The following is a 16,397-nucleotide window of genomic DNA, read 5'->3' on the forward strand; positions in this document are numbered from 1 at the left end:
AACCCGTTGTGGAAGCGTCATCGAGGCGTCACCCGGGGGGTCGCCCCGTCACTGCCCGTCGGCGAGGCGTTCGACGCGTTCGAGCGAATCGGCGTCCTCGGGGTCTTTGTCCTCGCGGACGGAGACGAACCGCGGGAACCGGAGGGCGTACCCCGAGGTGTACGTCGGCGAGCGCTGTATCTCCTCGTAGCCCACCTCGAAGACGACCGAGGGCCGGAGGTCCACCTCTTGGCCCTCCTCCGCCCGTATCTCGGGTTCGAGCAGTTCCGTCAGTTCCGCGAGTTTCTCGTCGGTGATGCCCGTCGCCACCTTCCCGATGGTCTCGTAGCCGTCGTCGGCGCGGGCGGACAGCAGGAACGTCCCGAGGAACTTCGCGCGCCGGCCTTCGCCCCACTCCGCGCCCGTGACCACGAGGTCCAACGTCTCCACGTCGGGCTTTCGCTTCAGCCAGTTCTTCCCCCGGTTGCCGGGCGAGTACGCCGAGTCGGGGTTCTTCAGCATGATTCCCTCGTGGCCCGCCTCCAACGCTCGCTCCTCGAAGGCGGCTATCTCGTCGGCGTCCGCGGAGACGAGCAGTTCCGACACCGCGCCCGTCCCGCCGAGAACGTCGGTCAGACGCTCGTGCCGGACGGTCAACGGCGCGTCTAGCAGGTCCTCGCCGTCGGCGTGGAGGCAGTCGAACGCGCGGAGTTCGACGCGAACCTCCTCGCGCATCCGACTCACGTCGTGCTTGCGGCGGAACCGGCGGAGAATCTCCTGAAACGGCAGGGGGTCGCCCTCCTCGTCGATGGCGACGACTTCCCCGTCTAGGATGACCGACTCCTCGACGTGCGCCTCCACGAACTCGACGACTTCCGGCAACGGGTCCGTCACGTCGTCCATGTTCCGGGAGTACAGCGACACCTCGTCGGCCGCCTCGTCGTAGTGGACCTGCACCCGCGCGCCGTCGAACTTCGTCTCCACGGCGGCCGCCTCCCACTCGTCTAAGGCGTCCGTGACGGTGCCCGCCTGCGCCAGCATCGCCTGCACCGGGCGGCCCACGTCGAGGCGCACCTCGGCGAGACCCGACTCGCCCCCGTCGCGCGCCACCGTCGCCACCATCCCGTAGTCGTTCGACACCTGCAGGGCCCGCTCGACGGCGGCGAGTTCGTCGTCCGTCGCCCGCATCGTCGGCCCCTCGTCTTCGTCCTCGTCGCTCTCGTCCGCCTCCTCGTCGGCGCTCGCTTCCTCTTCGTCCGCCTCGGCGGCCGAATCCGCGCCGCCGTCCTCCGAGTCCGCCTCGGCGAGGAACGCCTCGGCGATGGCGTCTCTGACCGTCCCCTCGCCGACGCCGATGCGCATCTCCGAGAGGACGAGGCGGGCGAGGAACTTCGCCTCCTCGGGCGAACAGCGGTTGAACAGGCCGAACAGCGCGCTCAGCTTGCGGTCTTCGCTCCCCTCGCCGTCGGCGGCGGCCACCTCCCGGAGCGTCTCGTCCACCTCCGCGACGGTGAGGCCGTCCGTCCCGCCGGCGAACGCGGCCAGCCCCCGCTGTCCGCCGAACTCGTAGCTCTCCGCGACGGACCCGATCTCCCCGATGTCCGCGAGTTCGTCTTCTACGTCGTCTGCGGTCACGTTCGTCCCCGCCGCGCGGGCGATGGCCTCGTGGAGGAGGCGCGGGCCGATGTCGAGCGTGGTCGAATCCCACGCCGGGAACACCCGGCCCTGCGCGAAGCGGACGACGACGGGCAGGTCGTCGCCGGCGTCGCGGAACAGGTCGCGGACCAGCGCCACGGTGGCGAGGTCCGCCGGCTCTCCTTCCATCTCCGACGCGCGGGCGGCGAACTCGGCGAACTCCATCGATCCGGTGTAGCCGTCGGGAGCGAAAAAGTCCGCCGACTCGCTCCGACCGCGGGACGGCGCGGGCGCGAACCCGCGACCGGCGGGGTGTGGTCGTCGTTGACACTGCGCCGCGTAGCCACCGGATTCATACGACTTCCCTTCAGACGGGAGGGTATGAGCGACGACCTCGCGGCGCGCGTAGAGGACGCACTCACCGTGGATCCCGAGGAGTACGAGGCGCAGGCGCGGGCGGACGCGGACGTGGTGAAGTCGGAACTCGCCGACGGGACGTTCGACAACCACCAGTCCATCGTCGGATTCGAGTACGAGTTCTACGCCGTCGCAGACGGTCGGTGGTCCGCGAGCGGCGAGGACGACGAGGGCGTCCACGCCCTGATGCGCGTTCCGCGACGACTCCTCGAACTCATGGGGTTCGAAAAGGAGTTGGGCCTCCACAACGCCGAGATGACGACGAGTCCGCAACCGCTGAACCCCCACGGACTCCGCGCGCAGGAGGCGGAGGTTCGCTCCCGCCTCTCGGCGGCGCTGGACTGCACGGGTTCGGAGGGGATACGCCTCGTCAGCGACGGCCTCTGGACCATCCCTCCGGCGGGGGAGACGGCCCGCGGGTACCTCACCGACAGCGTCAGCTTCGAGGACGTGCGCGTCGCGACGAACATGAGCGACTCCGTCCGGTACCACGCGATGGCGAACGGGCCGAACGTGCCGGACACGATGAGCGTCGACGCGCCGCACGTCCACCTCGAAGCGGACACGGTGATGCCCGAGTCGCTCATCACCTCCGTCCAACCGCACTACCAGGTGGCGCACGCCGCCGACCTGCCGACGTACTTCAACTACGCACTCCGAATCGCCGGACCGCTCTTGGCTCTCGGCGTGAACTCGCCGTTCTTCCCGCCGGACCTCTACGACGACGTGGGCGCACAGAAGATTCTCGAAGACGGCTACATGGAGAACCGAATCGTCGTCTTCGAGTCCGTCCTCAACACCGGCGACACGGAGAAGGTGCGCTTCCCGAAGGACCTCTCGGACATCGAGGAGGCGGTGGACCGCGTCGCGCAGGACGCGACGACGGTGCCGATGCCCGTCCCCCGCGGCGACCGGTTCGACGACTCCTTCGCCACCCTGCGGCGGAAACACGGCACGTTCTGGCGGTGGGTTCGCCCGGTGTTCGAGGGCGCGACGAAGTCCTCGGCGAACGCCCGCATCGAGTTCCGCCCCGTCGCGGCCCAACCGACGGTGCGCGACTCCATCGCGTTCCAAGCGGCGTTCGCGGGGTTGATGGAGAGTCTCCCGACGCGCCAACACCCGGTCATCGACCAGAACTGGGCCACCGCGCGGGAGAACTTCTACTCGGCGATGCGCGACGGGCTAGAGAGCGGCCAACGCTGGATAACGAACGCCGGCGAGGAGACGATCGACAGAGAGAGCGTCTACGAGGACCTATTGGCCCACGCCGCCGACGGACTCCGCTCTGCGGGGTGTTCGGACGAGGAGGCGGACTACTACCTCGAACCGTTGCGCGCGCGCCTCGATTCGGGGTGTACGCCCGCGACGTGGAAGGTGACCCGGGTTCGGGAGGCACTCGCCGACGGCGCGTCGTTCGAGGACGCCGTCACGTCGATGCAACGGGAGTACATCCGACGGCAGAGCGAGACGCTCGTCGACGGATCGTTCGTAGACTGGTTGTGAAAGGGAGCGACTGCGACTGTTCTCCGCGGCCGGGCCGACTTACAGGAGGTCCGTGAAGTCCTTGTGCCGCGTGATATCGACGCCCTCCTCGGTGACGACGGCGACGTTGATGCCGTTCCCGGAGGCGAGGTCGCGTTCGACGGCGCTCTGGATGGCGCGGGCGGCCACCGTCTTCGCCTCGTCGATGCTCAGGCCTTCGTCGTACTCCTGTTCGAGCACACCGAGGGCGTACTGGCTGCCCGACCCGGTGACGGTGTACTCCTCTTCGAGGATGGAGCCCGCGGGGTCGATGCTGTAGATGTGCGCGCCCTCGTCGTCGATGCCGCCGAGGATGGGTTGGACGATGTAGAACGCCCCGGAGCGCAGGAAGTTACCGAGGAGCGTCGAGAGCGCCTTCATGCTCATGTCCTCGCCGCGGCGCGACTCGTAGAGGCGCACCTCCGCGCGGATGGACCGGATGAGCGACTGCGCCGCCGAGACGGACCCGGCGATGGTCAACGCGCCCGTCGGGTGAATCTCCTCGACCTTCTGGACGTCCTTCGAGGAGACCATGTGACCGAGGCTCGCGCGCATGTCGGTGGCGAGGACGACGCCCTCGTCCGTCTTCAGGCCGACGGTCGTCGTCCCGGTCTTCGTCTCTTTGTCGCCCATCTGATTCGCTCGTTCGTTCGCGTTGGGGAACTCGCCGAGTTCCGGCGCGAACACGTTGGAGTGGTCGCCGTTCAGCGGGTCGAGGCGGCCAGAGATGTCGTCGCTCGGAGTTCGCATTACCCGACCTTGCAGCCCTGCGCTGATAAATGCAACCCTTACAACCTCTGTTGCCCGTATCGTCTGACGGTCGAAAACCGGGGGACGAGAGGCCGGAGAGAGCGCGGCCGCTCGCCGTGTTCGAGTGTCGCTGCAGAACGACGCGGCGTTCAGTTCACCTGCGCCCGCTTCGGGAGTCCGCACGCTCGTACGCCGTCCCAGCGGCTTCGACGAGTCGGCCGACCGGGAGGCTGACGCCGAGTCGCCGCGCGAACAGCGCGACGGGCATCATGAGGATTCCGAGCATCAGGGTGAGCTGATAGAGGACGAACGTGACGCCCCTGTGCATTGCGTTTAACATCGCAGTATCGATCGAGCGGCGACGGTAGCATATAAATCTTCCCCGTCGAGCGTCGCAGCCACCCCGACGCCGTACGGCGATTAAAGCGCACTTGTTCCTCGGACAAATCTATTGGCCTTCGACGGCCTCACTCGGTAGGGACGCCATTAGCAGTGGGGTTCGTCTGCATAAGTTATCGGGATGATTTCGGTCGCATCCGCGTTCTCGGCCACGCTCGCGCGTGTTTCTGTCTATCGCGGTCCGTATCCGCATCCGAATTCGGCCGCGTCGAACCGTCTCCGCCGCGCGGGCGTGGGACGTGAAGGCACGCCTGCCGGACAGCCGAACCACAAGACACGAAACCCCGCGGCGTGAGAACGTAGTATGAGCAATTATCTCGTAGCGATGGAAGCCGCGTGGCTCGTCCGCGACGTCGAGGGTATCGACGACGCCATCGGCGTCGCCGTCAGCGAGGCGGGCAAGCGCCTGAACGACAAGAACAAGGAGTACGTCGAGGTGGAAGTCGGCGCGACGCCGTGTCCCGCCTGCGGCGAACCGTTCGACTCGGCGTTCATCGCCGCCAACACGGCGCTCGTCGGTCTCCTCCTCGAAATCGACGTGTTCAACGCCGACGGCGAGAAGCACGCCTCCCGCATCGCGAAGAGCGAAGTCGGCGGCGCACTCCGCGACGTTCCCCTCGACATCATCGACGTCGTCGAAACCGAAGCGGACGACGACGAGTAGGGCACCGCGGTCCCCGAAACCTTTTCGTATAACCTCTGGTAATCAGAAGATATGGAACTTCCGACCCCGCAGGACTTACGCGAACGACGGAAGACGTTGGACCTGACGCAGAGCAGTCTCGCCGAGATGGCCGGGGTGTCCCAACCGCTCATCGCCCGCATCGAGGGCGGCGACGTGGACCCTCGACTGTCGACGCTCCGCCGAATCGTCAACGCCTTAGACGAGGCGGAGGGGAGCGTCGTCCGCGCGCGGGACCTGATGAACGAGTCCGTCGTCAGCATCTCGCCGGACGACTCGGTCCGCCACGCCCGAGACAGGATGCTCGACGAGGGGTTCTCCCAACTCCCGGTCATCCGGGACGGGTCGCCGGTCGGCATCATCTCCAACAGCGACATCCGCCACGTCCAAGAGGAGAACGTCGGCGAACTCCCCGTCGCCGAGGTGATGCGGGAGTCGTACACAACGGTCGAACCGACCGCGACGCTCGAAGAGATAGACGCCTACCTCGACCACAACGCCGCCATCCTCGTCGTCGAGGGGGGCCGAACCGTCGGCATCGTCACCGAGGCGGACGTGGCCGCCCACCTCTAACACCGCGACGAACTGCGGGGTTGCGCCGCCAGCGTCTCTGTTCTCCGGTCGGTCGTCAGCGTTCTCTCACCCGCATCGGTACGTCGCCGACCGGTTGGACCGTCATCTGCGGGCGGACCGATAGTTCGCCCTCGCCCGCCCACTCCAACCGATAGCGGCGCGCCACCTCCGCGATGACGAGTTTCGCCTCGACGGTGGCGAACGCGCGCCCCATGCACCGGCGCGGCCCCGCCCCGAACGGCGCGTAGGCGTACTCTGGCCGCGCGGCGGCGCGTTCCTCCGCCCACCGGTCCGGGTCGAACGCCGCCGGGTCGTCGTAGAACCGACTGTCGCGGTGGACGTTCACCACCGTGAGGAGAACCTCCGACCCCGCCGGAATCCGGTAGTCGCCCGCCGCTACCTCGCGCGTCGTCCGGCGGGGGAGCGTGTGGATGGGCGGGTAGAGTCGAAGCGCCTCCTTGAACACGCGTTCGGTGTACGTCAGGTCCGCCACGTGCGACATCTCCACCGGCCCGTCGCCGACGACGGCGTCCACCTCCTCGTGGAGTCGGTCCCGCGCGTCCGGGTTGCGCGCGAGGAGGTACCAGACGAACGTCAGCGCCAAAGCGGTGGTCTCGTGGCCGGCGAACACCATCCCGACGAGTTGGTCCGACACGTCGTCGTCGCTTCGGGGGTAGCCGTCCGCATCGCGCGCCGCCGCGAGCACCGAGAGCAGGTCGGGTTCCTCCGCGTCGGCGTCCGACCCCGCCGCGTCCGCCTCCCGGAGGAGTCGCTCTACTTCCCCCCGGAGCGTCGAGACGGCGTCGTCGAACCGCCGGCGGTTGCGGGTCGGCACCCACTCCGGAAGCGCCCACGTCCCGGGCGAAAAGCGCGCGTTGAGGTTGTCGGCGGCGGCGCGGAGTTCCGCGTCGTCGCCCTCGCCGTCCCCGGCGGGGTCGCGGCCGAGGAGCGTCGAAGCGAGGACGTCGAACGTGAGTCCCTTCATCTCATCGACCATGGAGTACGTCTCCCCGGGCGTCCACGACTCGACCCGCCGCGTCGCCTGCGCGCGCATCCGCGGCGCGTACGAGCGGATTCGGCGGAAGAAGAAGAACGGGTCCAGTAACGCTCGCTGTTCTCGCCACGCCTCCCCCTCGACGGCGAGGACGCTCTCGCCGAAGGCGAGGCGGAAGTCGTCGGTCTTCGCGAAGGCGTCTCGGTCGGTCACCAACGCCCGTTCGATGTGTTCGGGGTGCGCCAGCAGGTACCGGTCTTCGCCGGGGAGGGAGAGTCGGACCGCGTCGCCGTGTTCGGCCACGGCGGCGGCGATGAACCCGAACGGGTCGCGGGCGAACCCGACGGCGTTGCCGAGGAGGGGGAGGCCGTCGGGCGCGGGCGGTCTGCGGTCGGTCACGGGTGTCGGTACCGCGGTATCGGATATGAACCTTCGGTGCGGTGATAGATGACGGCGCGACTCGGCAGAGGAGAGAGGCGGTTCCGCGTTACAGTTCCAGACCGCGGACGGAGACGCCCTCGCCCTCCTCGATGCGCCCGATGACGCGGCCGTCCGTCTCGGCGGCGAGTGCTTCGGCGTCCTCCGGCGGGAGGGCGGCGACGAACCCGGTCCCCATGTTGAACGTGCGGTGCATCTCCTCGTCCGTGACGTTCCCCTCCGACTGGACGAACTCGAACACGGGGTGGGGGTCGAAGGCGTCCTCGACGACGTACCGGAACTCGCCCATCCGTTCGAGGTTCGTCCACCCGCCGCCGGTGACGTGCGCGGCGGCGCGGACGCCGCGTTCGCGCATCGGGTCCAGGAGGTGCGCGTAGATGCGCGTCGGTTCCAAGAGGGCCTCGCCGACCGTCTCGTACCCCTCGAACGGGCAGGGGTCGGTGTACTCGTGGTTCCGCGTCGCCGCCTTCCGCGCGAGGGTGAGGCCGTTCGAGTGGATACCCGACGATCGGAACCCGACGAGGGCGTCGCCCGCCTCCGCCTCGCCGGGGAAGATGGCGTCCTTCCGCGCGAGTCCGGCGCAGGTGCCCGCGAGGTCCAACCCCTTGATGACCTCGGGCATCACCGCCGTCTCGCCGCCGACGAGTTCCATGTCGGCCTCCTCGGCACCGGCGGAGAGGCCCTCGCCGACCTGCTGGGCGAACCCCTCGTCCGGTCGGTCCACGGCGAGGTAGTCCACGAACGCGACGGGGCGGACGCCCGCGGCCACCAGGTCGTTGACGTTCATGGCGATGCAGTCGATGCCGACCGTCGAGTAGTCCGAGAGGGCCTCCGCGACGATGAGTTTCGTCCCCACGCCGTCCGTCGCCAGCGCCAGATACCGGTCGCCGATGTCGAGCAGTCCGGCGTAGTCGCCCTCGCTCTCGCCGACGGCCCCGATGAGGGCCGCCGTCGCCGCCTCGCTGGCGTCGATATCGACACCCGCGTCGGCGTAGGTCAGTTCCGCGGTCTCCTCGTCGTCGACGGGGTCTCCACCCGCGCCGGTGCCAGTCATGTGCGAACCCGCGCGGTGCCGGTGCAAAAGATGCTCGGTCCGCTTTCGGTCGGTCCGAGGTTCGGCCCCGCCTACCCCGGTCCGCGACCCCCTCTAGAGAGTGACTTACTGCCCAGCGGAACCTACCGATAGTGTGAACGATTAGACTGTCTCAGAACGCTCCGTGAAACTTCTAAACGTCTCTCGTCAATTCGTGAAAGGTCGGTGAAACGTCGCGTTTCGGTGAACGATCAGAAATTCAGGCCAACGCTCGTACCCCTATATGTGGATGCCGACCTATCGGATTATACGACGGTCCCAACTATGTCAAGCGTCTCTTCCCCCCACAACGAAACCCCCCTTCGCCGAAGCATCGGCGTCGCGAGCACCGCCGCCAAGATGGGTCTCCGGTCGATGGAGGCCGTCACCTTCTGGGCGGCAGTCCTGCTCCCCTTCGCCTATCTCCCGCTCCTCGTCGGCGGCCTCGGCGAGAGCGAACAGCTCGTGTTCGCCGCGCTCGTGGCGGCGAACGTCTTCGCGCTCGTCGTCGGTCACGACCACGGCCGCTGAAGACGCTCCGCGAACCCGGTGACGACAGCCCTCCCGACGCCCCGCCCGCCGAACCCGCTTCGGCGTCTCCGCCCCCTCTCCGTCTCCGACTCTCCGCCTCCGCTTCTCTCGCTTTCCCTCTGCCTCTCGTTCCGTCTTCCCCTCCGTTCTCCTCTCGTTCCATCTCGTCCGTCCTCCCGTCGAGTCGGCGCGAACCGCGAAAGAGGGGAGTCGGGTCGTCAGAAGCCGAGTCCGAAGAGGAACGCCCCGGCAGTCAGGAGAACCGAGGGCACGAAGACGGCGAGGAACGCCAGTTTGCTCCAGCCAAACACCGTCTTCCCGTCGAGGGAGCCGAACGGGAGCATGTTGAACGCCGCCAGAAAGAGGTTGATGACGACTCCGCGACTCCCCAGAAGCGAGAGGAACGACGACCCGAGGGTGACGCCGCCGACGAAGACGGGGACGAAGACGGCGGCCAAAAGCAGGTTCGTCACCGGTCCGGCGAGGGCGATGAGGCCGTGCTGACGGTCGGTGAGTCGCCCGCGGTGGTACACCGCGCCCGGCGCGGCGAAGATGAAGCCGACCATCGCGCTCATTATCGCCAGAAACAGCATGCCGTAGTCGGCGCGGAACTCCGCTACCTGGCCGTACCGGACGGCGACGACTTTGTGCGCGAGTTCGTGGAGCAGAAAGCCCACGCCCGCGGTGAGCAGGCTGACGAGGAACGGCCCGGCGACGCCGCCGCCCACGACGTTCGCCAGCGCTCGCTGGCCGCCCCCGGCGAAGAAGATGGCGAACGCCAGACCGAGCGCCACCCACGCGACCAACAGGTCGCGGAGCTCGCGGGAGCTGAATCTGAGTGTCGAGTTCGTACTCATGAGTGTGGTGTCTCGTGAAGCGTTGGAGGGGGAGGGAATTGGGCCTTGCGGGTCAGGAACCGCCGACGAGCGCGCTCCAGACGATGTCCCAGCCGTTCCGCGCGCCTTCGAGCATCAGCCGCGTGATGCCCTCCGCGCCGCCCAAATCGAGCGCGAACAGGGGCAGGACGTACGCGAGGAACAGCAAGGAGGCGATGATGCTGCCGACGTTCGTCGCCGCGACGACCATGATGAGGCGGAACAGCGGCACGTCGAACATCTCCGAGACGAGTTCGCCGAGCGGTCTCTCCTCGTCGCTCAGCAGCTCGTTGAGCCTGCCGATGTCGCTGACGTTCACCGGCGTGTGGCGCAGCTCCATGTAGCCCGTGAACCACCCCGGAGCGAGCAGGGGGTTGATGGACGTCATCCACGCGACGGCGCCGCCGACGAGGGCGGAGAGCCACCGCGACCCGGCGGCCTTCGCGAGTCCGGCGGCGAAGACGCCGTTGATGAGGAACCACGCGAGGAACAGCCGGATCAGCGCGCTGTTGCCCACCGTCGAGAGCGCCAACAGGACGAACGACCCCACCGCGACGAGCGAGATGAGCGTCCCGACTATCTTGCCCCACGGAAAGCGTCCCGCCGTCGTCCCCGTCAGAGACGCCATCGGCGGCAGTTCCTTGGGGTGTTCGAGGTAGCGTTCGATACCCTCGCGGTGGCCCGCGCCGACGACGGCGACGACGTTCGCGCCCGACTGCCGGAGGCCGACGAGCCGGTGGGCGATGTACGCGTCGCGTTCGTCGATGAGGGCCTCCGCGCCGCCGGGGGAGAACGCGCGGAACTCCTCCATCATCGCGCTCACCACGTCCGTGTCGGTCATCCTCGACATGTCGATGTCCTCCACGTCGTCGCCCGCGCCGCCCCCGAACGCGCCGACGACGACGCCCGCGGCGGTTCCGAGCGTCACGCCGGTCAGGAGTCCGAGCGCCATGCTGCCGACGATGCGGACGAGGAACGGGCTCAGCGACGCGACGAGCGGATCTGCGACGCCGAGTCCGAACCCGACGACGCCGCCGAGGGCGACGCCGACGCCGACTGCGGCGAGGGCGCGGTCCTCGGCGTCCAACGCCGCCGCGCCGAGGATCCAGACGAGAGCGCCCGCGGCGACGGCGACGACGACGCCGCCGGTGACGCGGGCGAGAATCGGCATCCCGATGCCGAGACCGCCGCCGAAGACGGCGACCACGGGCCCGATGAAGAAGCCGAGAAGGAGGCCGAGGACGACGCCGACGCCCCGCACGTCGCCGAGTCCGAAGGCGAGGCCGCCGACCATCTGCAGCTTCTCTATCAGGCTCATCCGCGACCAGAAGCGCTGCATCGTCTCCTGGATGTCCCGGTCCACGAGGGCGACGTCGATGCCGAGCTCTTCGGCCGTCTCGACGGCGGCGAGCATGTCCGCGCCGGGTTCGACGTCGAACCGTTCGCCGAGCTGCGCTTGGACGTACGAGAGCATCCAGTAGGCGATGAACTGGAAGACGGTGTTACCGCGGAGCAGGTCCCCTGGCTCGATGTCGTCGGGGGTCCCGCCCTTCATCGACCGGTAGCGGCCCTCGTCCAGTTCGACGGCGACCACGTCGGGTCGGTCCTCCTCTATCGCGTCTTCGACCTCTCGGATGCTGTCGGCGGAGACGTGGGCGGTGCCCACGACCCGGACGCGACCCTCTCCGGCCGCTTCCTCACTCATTGTACTCCGCTTTCGGGGCACGCTTTTTACCCTTGTCGGAGCGTGTCGCACGTATGCGCGATGTCACGTTAGACGCCGACGCACCCACGCCGGCGCACGAGACTGCGTTGGCCTGCCTGCGAGACGCCGTCGAAGCGGTGCTCCCGTACCGCGTCGTCCGCGACTCCGTGTCGCTCGACGGCGAGACGCTCACGGTCGCCGATGAGTCGTACGACCTCGGCGGCTTCGACCGCATCGTCGTCGTCGGCGGCGGGAAGGCCGCGAACGGAGTCGCGGACGCCCTCGAGGCCGTCCTCGGGGAGAGGATCGACGCGGGGGCCGTCGTCACGCCGAATCCCGAGGACTCCGGCGAGTCGAGCGAGTCGGGGGAGTCGAGCGACGACGGCGGGAGAATCGAGCGACTGCCGGGCGACCACCCCGTCCCCTCCCAACGCGGCGTCGAGAGTTCCCGCCGACTCGTCGAGATTCTCGACGCCGCGGACGAGAGAACGCTCGTCCTCGCGGCGATAACCGGCGGCGGGAGCGCCGTGATTCCGACGCCCGCCGAGGGTATCTCGCTGTCGGACCTGCGGACGACCACCGACGAACTCCTCCGGTCGGGCGCGGACATCTCGGAACTCAACGCCGTCCGCAAGCACCTCTCGACGCTCAAGGGCGGGGGACTCGCCGAACGCGCCGCGCCCGCGACGGTGGTCGGACTGATGCTCAGCGACGTGGTGGGCAACGACCTGGGCGTCATCGCCTCCGGGCCGACGGCCCCCGACGAGACGACGTACGACGACGCCCTGTCCGTCCTCGACCGCTACGACCTCTCGGTCCCCGAGTCGGTGCGCGACAGACTCGAACGCGGGGCCGCCGGGGAGGTGCCCGAGACGCCCACCCGCGGCGACGCCGTCTTCGAACGGGTCCACAACCACATCCTCGCGGACGGGCACACGGCGCTCTCGGCCGCCCGGGACGCCGCCCGCGAACGGGGGTACGACGCCCTCGTCCTCTCCTCGCGCGTCCGCGGCGAGGCGCGCGAAGCGGCGAAGACGCACGCCGCCGTCGCGGAGGAGGCGGCGGCGACGGGCGACCCCCTCTCGCCGCCCGCCGTCGTCCTCTCCGGCGGCGAGTGCACCGTCACCGTCCGCGGCGACGGCGAGGGCGGTCCGAACTTGGAGTTCTGCCTCTCGGCGGCCCGGGAACTGGACGCCCGCGCCGTCGTCGCCGCCCTCGACAGCGACGGCGAGGACGGCGGAACGACCGTCGCGGGTGCGATAGTGGACGACGAGACGGTCGAATCCGGAGACGAGGCGGCGGCGGCACTCGCCGAGAACGACGCCCTCCCCTACCTCCGGGACCGTGGGGCGCTGATTCGGACCGGCCCGACGGGGACGAACGTCAACGACCTGCGGGTGGTCGTCGTCGGGGGCGGGGCGGACGACGCCGGCGGCGACTGACGGGCGACGCCGATAGCACAACGGCGCAGAGGGGAATCGTGACGGCCGGCGTGACAACAAGTTTGTATCCCAGTACGTCGTAGTCGCTGTCATGGCCCCCCTGTTGCGTACCGCATCGGACACCGAGGTAGACGCCGGTCCCCGCGTCATCGGATTAGACGACGACGACGCTGACGAGATACTGTCGGTGCTCTCCTCCGCGACGGCGCGTCGCCTCCTCGCGACGCTTCACGAAGACCCGGCGAACGCCGCCGCCCTCGCGGAGGCGGTGGACACCTCCCTCCAGAACGTCCAGTACCACCTCGGCCGATTGGAGGACGCCGGTGCGGTCGAAGTCGTGGACACCGTCTACTCCGAGAAGGGCAGGGAGATGAAGGTGTACGCCCCCTCGGACAAACCCCTCGTCGTCGTCGCCGCCGACTCCGAGGAGACGACCGGACTCGTCGCGTCGCTTCGCCGCCTGCTTGCGGGTATCGGACTCGTCGGACTGGCGAGTCTCCTCGTCCAGTGGGTCGCCACCCGCGGGACGGCGGCGGGCGGCACCATCGCCACCTCGGCGGGCGGCGACGGCGCGGCCGCAGAAGCGACGCGGGTCGGGTCCGCGGCCGCCGCATCCGGTCTGCCGCCGGGACTGCTCTTCTTCCTCGGCGGCCTGACGGTCCTGCTCGTATTGTACGGAATCTGGTACGTCAGAACCGAGTAACCGCGGCGTATTCGCTCCTAACCCCTCGCTGCTGGGGTAGGTATTCATACCCGGACGACCAACGTTGAACCATGAATCACCGGGCCGAGGTGAAAGGTATCGGCGTCGGAATGGACTCCGAGGGCGGAAACGTCCCGGCGGTCATCTTGCGGGCGCGAGACGAGTACCTCCCCATCATCATCACCACCGACCAGGCGCAGGCCATCCAACTGTCGCTGTCGGGCGAACCGTTCGAGCGACCGTTGACGCACGACTTGCTCGTGGAGATGATAACGGAGTTCGGCGGCGCGATAGACACCATCAGAATCGACGACCTCTCCGACGGGACGTTCTACGCGAAGATAGACGCCGAACGCTACGAGGACGGCGAACCGCGGAAGTTCGTGTTCGACGCCCGACCCAGCGACGCGGTGGCCCTCGCGGTCAGGGTGGACTGCCCCATCCTCGTCTCCGACGAGGTGATGGACGACGCGGGGCAACCGCCGGAGCGATTCGACCTCGGCGAGTCGCCCGGTGACGACGACTTCGAGTTCTGAACGACGTCAGTTACTCTCCGCGGCCTGTTTCCCCTTCTCGCCGGCGAGCGCTTCGTCCCGGAGGCGTTCGCCCTGCTCGGAACTCACCGTGAGTTCCGGGACGGGCGTCGGTTCCCGCGCGTCGTCGATGGCGACGTAGACGAAGTACGACTCCGTGGTCGGTTCGCGTTCGCCGGTCTGCGGGTCCTCGCGGAACGCCTTCAGTCGCACCTTGACGCTCGTCCGCCCGGCGTCGTAGACGTACGACTGGATGAACACCGTGTCGCCGCGGGGGATCGGCCGGACGAAATCGACCTGATTCATCCGGGCGGTGACGCACGTCTCGCCCGCGAACCGCATCGCCGAGAGTGCGCCGACGATGTCCATCCACTTCATCACGTTGCCCCCGTGGGCCATGTCGTAGTTGTTCGTGTGGTTCGGTTGGACCAACTGGCGGTTCTCGATGTAGGTGTCCATCAGGTCCGTCATGTGGAACCGGGTTCTCGCGCCGGAGGGATGAGCGTACCGCCTGTCACGGCGTCGAGGGGTCGTCGCCCGCGGCCCGCCGTCGGCGGACGGACGACGGCGAGTGCGCCGGGGAAGTGCGCCGGTGCTTATACCTCGCGACGACCAACACCCGCCCATGACGCTCGACGTGGAGACGCCCTCGCCACCGACGCTGAAGTCCGCGGTGGACCCCAACGAGTACGACGACACGACCGTCTCGGCCGACGACGACTACAGGCGGGACCAACTCTCGACCCTCCTCCGGGAGGGCGCGTGGGAGGACGCCTTCGAGGAGTGGGCCGCCGACGCGTCGATGACCGAGGACGAGTGGAACATCGTCACAGACCTCGATCTGGTCTCGCGGTTCGACTTCTTCTGGGACGACTTCGCGGACCGGGTGGGCTACCACGCGCCGGGCATCCCCGAGGACTGGAAGGAACGGGAGGTCCACCCCGAACTCTCCTCGTGGAAGGAGGTGTCGAGCATCAACGCCGGACTCACCGAGTTCGGGCAACTCGTCTGCGAGGTGCTGAAAGAGGAGTACATCACGTGGGAGTCGGAGTACGAAGCGCCGGACGACCTGCCCGACTTCTGACCGTCGGCGTCCGACGGCCCGACTGCCGCGCCCGTCCGCCGACGCTCACTCGTAGTGGAGTTCGAGGTAGCCGACGATTTCGTCCGCCTCGTACACCGCCTCCTCGCGTTCCCTGTCGAGGAGGAACGGAATCTGGTCCTCGCCGCCGATGGCGGTCAGTTCGCCGTGCGTCTGTTCGTTCTTCACGTCGCCGCCCTCGTGACCCGGCAGTCGGGGGTTGTGAATCACGTAGGAGACGCCCAAGTCGGTGAGTTTGCTCCGAACGTCCTCGCTGTACGGACAGCCCTCCGCCTGATACAGTTCGAGCATTACGCCCCGTCGTTGGCCCTCGCGTCACTCAAGTGTCGTCGCCGGAGTCGAGAACGACCGGCGCGGTGGACAGTCCGCTCCGGGCGTCTACCCTACACGGGAGAATTACCATTCTATACGGACTTAAGACTCTGCGGGCGACAGTACCGACGATGCGCCGCAGAGCCCTCCTCTCCGCAACCGCCGTCGCCGGAACTGCCGCCCTCTCGGGATGTCTCGGGGACGTCCGCCGCGAACTGAGCGGGCAGATACTCGCCCGCCACGCGAGTGCGACGCTTCGCCCCGCCGAAGAGCAGTGGGTCGTCGGCGGTCTGTCGGCCGAGACGAACGAGTACGCTCGCGCCGTCCTCTTCACCGAATCTCCGCCGCGCGACGCCGACCTGTTCACCGACGACTACCCCCGGAAGGAGGAGTCGTTCGACAACGAGGTGCTGAACGGGGACTACGAGAACGGCTTTACGCTCCTCTACGAGGTGAAGATGCCGGCCGAGGACGCGTTCGTCGCACTTCCGCGGAGTACCTCGGGCGCGGAGTGGACCGGGTGGTCCGCGGCGACGCTTCCGATGGAGATGTCCCGGTACGAGGAGTCCCGCCTCACCGAGGCCGAACGCGAGGCGGACGAACTCGTCGCCATCTCGGTGATGTACTACGAGGCCGACCGCGCGCCCTCGCGCGCCGAGGTGACCCTCTCCGACGAGAGGGGGAACCGGCGAGGCGGGAGTGCGACCGCGACTCCGTGGTCGTCGGCCTGAGGC

General features: G+C 68.3%; 18 protein-coding genes. 9 read left to right on the forward strand and 9 right to left on the reverse strand.

Annotated elements, in window-relative coordinates; genetic code table 11:
- Window positions 1-48: 48 nt before the first annotated feature.
- The gene (gene ligA / locus ACFQEV_RS10755; protein WP_379695709.1) at window positions 49-1,839 is read right to left on the reverse strand and encodes an ATP-dependent DNA ligase LigA; all 1,791 of its coding nucleotides are present in this window, start codon (window positions 1,837-1,839) and stop codon (window positions 49-51) included.
- 156 nt (window positions 1,840-1,995) lie between these two features.
- Here ligA and ACFQEV_RS10760 point away from each other — a divergent pair, with 156 nt between their 5' ends.
- Window positions 1,996-3,534, forward strand: coding sequence for a glutamate-cysteine ligase family protein (locus tag ACFQEV_RS10760; protein WP_379695711.1), 1,539 nt, complete (start codon window positions 1,996-1,998; stop codon window positions 3,532-3,534).
- A gap of 39 nt (window positions 3,535-3,573) precedes the next feature.
- Here ACFQEV_RS10760 and psmB read toward each other — a convergent pair whose 3' ends face one another.
- Complete coding sequence (gene psmB / locus ACFQEV_RS10765; RefSeq protein WP_379695713.1) at window positions 3,574-4,302, reverse strand: archaeal proteasome endopeptidase complex subunit beta; 729 nt, start codon at window positions 4,300-4,302, stop codon at window positions 3,574-3,576.
- Between the two features lie 154 nt (window positions 4,303-4,456).
- On the reverse strand, window positions 4,457-4,642 hold the full coding sequence (locus ACFQEV_RS10770; protein ID WP_379695715.1) for a hypothetical protein: 186 nt from the start codon (window positions 4,640-4,642) through the stop codon (window positions 4,457-4,459).
- 363 nt (window positions 4,643-5,005) lie between these two features.
- Between ACFQEV_RS10770 and ACFQEV_RS10775 the strand changes: the two genes are divergently transcribed.
- Both ACFQEV_RS10775 and ACFQEV_RS10780 read left to right on the forward strand, forming a co-directional pair.
- A complete protein-coding gene (locus ACFQEV_RS10775; protein ID WP_379695717.1) occupies window positions 5,006-5,365 on the forward strand; it encodes a DUF555 domain-containing protein in 360 nt (119 codons plus the stop codon).
- A 51-nt stretch (window positions 5,366-5,416) separates the two neighbouring features.
- Entirely contained in the window at window positions 5,417-5,956 is a 540-nt protein-coding gene (locus ACFQEV_RS10780; protein WP_379695719.1) for a CBS domain-containing protein, read from the forward strand.
- 55 nt (window positions 5,957-6,011) lie between these two features.
- Here ACFQEV_RS10780 and ACFQEV_RS10785 read toward each other — a convergent pair whose 3' ends face one another.
- The gene (locus tag ACFQEV_RS10785) at window positions 6,012-7,349 is read right to left on the reverse strand and encodes a cytochrome P450 (RefSeq protein WP_379695721.1); all 1,338 of its coding nucleotides are present in this window, start codon (window positions 7,347-7,349) and stop codon (window positions 6,012-6,014) included.
- A gap of 88 nt (window positions 7,350-7,437) precedes the next feature.
- Entirely contained in the window at window positions 7,438-8,442 is a 1,005-nt protein-coding gene (gene purM / locus ACFQEV_RS10790) for a phosphoribosylformylglycinamidine cyclo-ligase (protein WP_379695723.1), read from the reverse strand.
- A 303-nt stretch (window positions 8,443-8,745) separates the two neighbouring features.
- On the opposite strand from purM, the gene ACFQEV_RS10795 reads away from it, so the two are divergent.
- A complete protein-coding gene (locus ACFQEV_RS10795) occupies window positions 8,746-8,991 on the forward strand; it encodes a DUF8028 family protein (RefSeq protein ID WP_379695725.1) in 246 nt (81 codons plus the stop codon).
- A 218-nt stretch (window positions 8,992-9,209) separates the two neighbouring features.
- On the opposite strand, the gene ACFQEV_RS10800 is transcribed toward ACFQEV_RS10795, so the two are convergent.
- Together ACFQEV_RS10800 and ACFQEV_RS10805 are read right to left on the reverse strand one after the other, a co-directional pair.
- On the reverse strand, window positions 9,210-9,848 hold the full coding sequence (locus ACFQEV_RS10800; protein WP_379695727.1) for a zinc metalloprotease: 639 nt from the start codon (window positions 9,846-9,848) through the stop codon (window positions 9,210-9,212).
- Window positions 9,849-9,900: 52 nt separating this feature from the next.
- A complete protein-coding gene (locus ACFQEV_RS10805; protein ID WP_379695729.1) occupies window positions 9,901-11,571 on the reverse strand; it encodes a TraB/GumN family protein in 1,671 nt (556 codons plus the stop codon).
- A gap of 53 nt (window positions 11,572-11,624) precedes the next feature.
- Between ACFQEV_RS10805 and ACFQEV_RS10810 the strand changes: the two genes are divergently transcribed.
- From ACFQEV_RS10810 to ACFQEV_RS10820, 3 genes are all read left to right on the forward strand, one after another.
- A complete protein-coding gene (locus tag ACFQEV_RS10810) occupies window positions 11,625-13,013 on the forward strand; it encodes a glycerate kinase type-2 family protein (protein WP_379695730.1) in 1,389 nt (462 codons plus the stop codon).
- A gap of 91 nt (window positions 13,014-13,104) precedes the next feature.
- The gene (locus tag ACFQEV_RS10815; RefSeq protein ID WP_379695732.1) at window positions 13,105-13,716 is read left to right on the forward strand and encodes an ArsR/SmtB family transcription factor; all 612 of its coding nucleotides are present in this window, start codon (window positions 13,105-13,107) and stop codon (window positions 13,714-13,716) included.
- A gap of 71 nt (window positions 13,717-13,787) precedes the next feature.
- A complete protein-coding gene (locus ACFQEV_RS10820; protein ID WP_092534988.1) occupies window positions 13,788-14,252 on the forward strand; it encodes a bifunctional nuclease family protein in 465 nt (154 codons plus the stop codon).
- Window positions 14,253-14,258: 6 nt separating this feature from the next.
- Here ACFQEV_RS10820 and ACFQEV_RS10825 read toward each other — a convergent pair whose 3' ends face one another.
- Window positions 14,259-14,720, reverse strand: coding sequence for an acyl-CoA thioesterase (locus tag ACFQEV_RS10825; RefSeq protein WP_379695734.1), 462 nt, complete (start codon window positions 14,718-14,720; stop codon window positions 14,259-14,261).
- A gap of 154 nt (window positions 14,721-14,874) precedes the next feature.
- On the opposite strand from ACFQEV_RS10825, the gene ACFQEV_RS10830 reads away from it, so the two are divergent.
- Complete coding sequence (locus tag ACFQEV_RS10830; protein ID WP_379695737.1) at window positions 14,875-15,333, forward strand: hypothetical protein; 459 nt, start codon at window positions 14,875-14,877, stop codon at window positions 15,331-15,333.
- A 45-nt stretch (window positions 15,334-15,378) separates the two neighbouring features.
- On the opposite strand, the gene ACFQEV_RS10835 is transcribed toward ACFQEV_RS10830, so the two are convergent.
- Window positions 15,379-15,642 carry a glutathione S-transferase N-terminal domain-containing protein gene (locus ACFQEV_RS10835; protein WP_379695739.1) on the reverse strand — a complete coding sequence of 88 codons (264 nt, stop codon included), beginning with the start codon at window positions 15,640-15,642 and terminating at the stop codon, window positions 15,379-15,381.
- A gap of 152 nt (window positions 15,643-15,794) precedes the next feature.
- Here ACFQEV_RS10835 and ACFQEV_RS10840 point away from each other — a divergent pair, with 152 nt between their 5' ends.
- On the forward strand, window positions 15,795-16,394 hold the full coding sequence (locus ACFQEV_RS10840) for a hypothetical protein (RefSeq protein WP_379695741.1): 600 nt from the start codon (window positions 15,795-15,797) through the stop codon (window positions 16,392-16,394).
- The last annotated feature ends 3 nt before the right edge of the window (window positions 16,395-16,397 follow it).

The organism is Halopelagius fulvigenes, from assembly GCF_042662625.1.
Taxonomy (GTDB): Archaea; Halobacteriota; Halobacteria; order Halobacteriales; family Haloferacaceae; genus Halopelagius; species Halopelagius fulvigenes.

Coding starts and splice junctions, on each gene's coding strand:
- purM (WP_379695723.1), bottom strand. CDS start 8,442: ATGACTGGCACCGGCGCGGGTGGAGACCCCGTCGACGACGAGGAGACC.
- ACFQEV_RS10810 (WP_379695730.1), top strand. CDS start 11,625: ATGCGCGATGTCACGTTAGACGCCGACGCACCCACGCCGGCGCACGAG.
- ACFQEV_RS10805 (WP_379695729.1), bottom strand. CDS start 11,571: ATGAGTGAGGAAGCGGCCGGAGAGGGTCGCGTCCGGGTCGTGGGCACC.
- ACFQEV_RS10825 (WP_379695734.1), bottom strand. CDS start 14,720: ATGACGGACCTGATGGACACCTACATCGAGAACCGCCAGTTGGTCCAA.
- ACFQEV_RS10775 (WP_379695717.1), top strand. CDS start 5,006: ATGAGCAATTATCTCGTAGCGATGGAAGCCGCGTGGCTCGTCCGCGAC.
- ACFQEV_RS10760 (WP_379695711.1), top strand. CDS start 1,996: ATGAGCGACGACCTCGCGGCGCGCGTAGAGGACGCACTCACCGTGGAT.
- ACFQEV_RS10770 (WP_379695715.1), bottom strand. CDS start 4,642: ATGTTAAACGCAATGCACAGGGGCGTCACGTTCGTCCTCTATCAGCTC.
- ACFQEV_RS10815 (WP_379695732.1), top strand. CDS start 13,105: ATGGCCCCCCTGTTGCGTACCGCATCGGACACCGAGGTAGACGCCGGT.
- psmB (WP_379695713.1), bottom strand. CDS start 4,302: ATGCGAACTCCGAGCGACGACATCTCTGGCCGCCTCGACCCGCTGAAC.
- ACFQEV_RS10835 (WP_379695739.1), bottom strand. CDS start 15,642: ATGCTCGAACTGTATCAGGCGGAGGGCTGTCCGTACAGCGAGGACGTT.
- ACFQEV_RS10820 (WP_092534988.1), top strand. CDS start 13,788: ATGAATCACCGGGCCGAGGTGAAAGGTATCGGCGTCGGAATGGACTCC.
- ACFQEV_RS10780 (WP_379695719.1), top strand. CDS start 5,417: ATGGAACTTCCGACCCCGCAGGACTTACGCGAACGACGGAAGACGTTG.
- ACFQEV_RS10800 (WP_379695727.1), bottom strand. CDS start 9,848: ATGAGTACGAACTCGACACTCAGATTCAGCTCCCGCGAGCTCCGCGAC.
- ligA (WP_379695709.1), bottom strand. CDS start 1,839: ATGGAGTTCGCCGAGTTCGCCGCCCGCGCGTCGGAGATGGAAGGAGAG.
- ACFQEV_RS10830 (WP_379695737.1), top strand. CDS start 14,875: ATGACGCTCGACGTGGAGACGCCCTCGCCACCGACGCTGAAGTCCGCG.
- ACFQEV_RS10795 (WP_379695725.1), top strand. CDS start 8,746: ATGTCAAGCGTCTCTTCCCCCCACAACGAAACCCCCCTTCGCCGAAGC.
- ACFQEV_RS10840 (WP_379695741.1), top strand. CDS start 15,795: ATGCGCCGCAGAGCCCTCCTCTCCGCAACCGCCGTCGCCGGAACTGCC.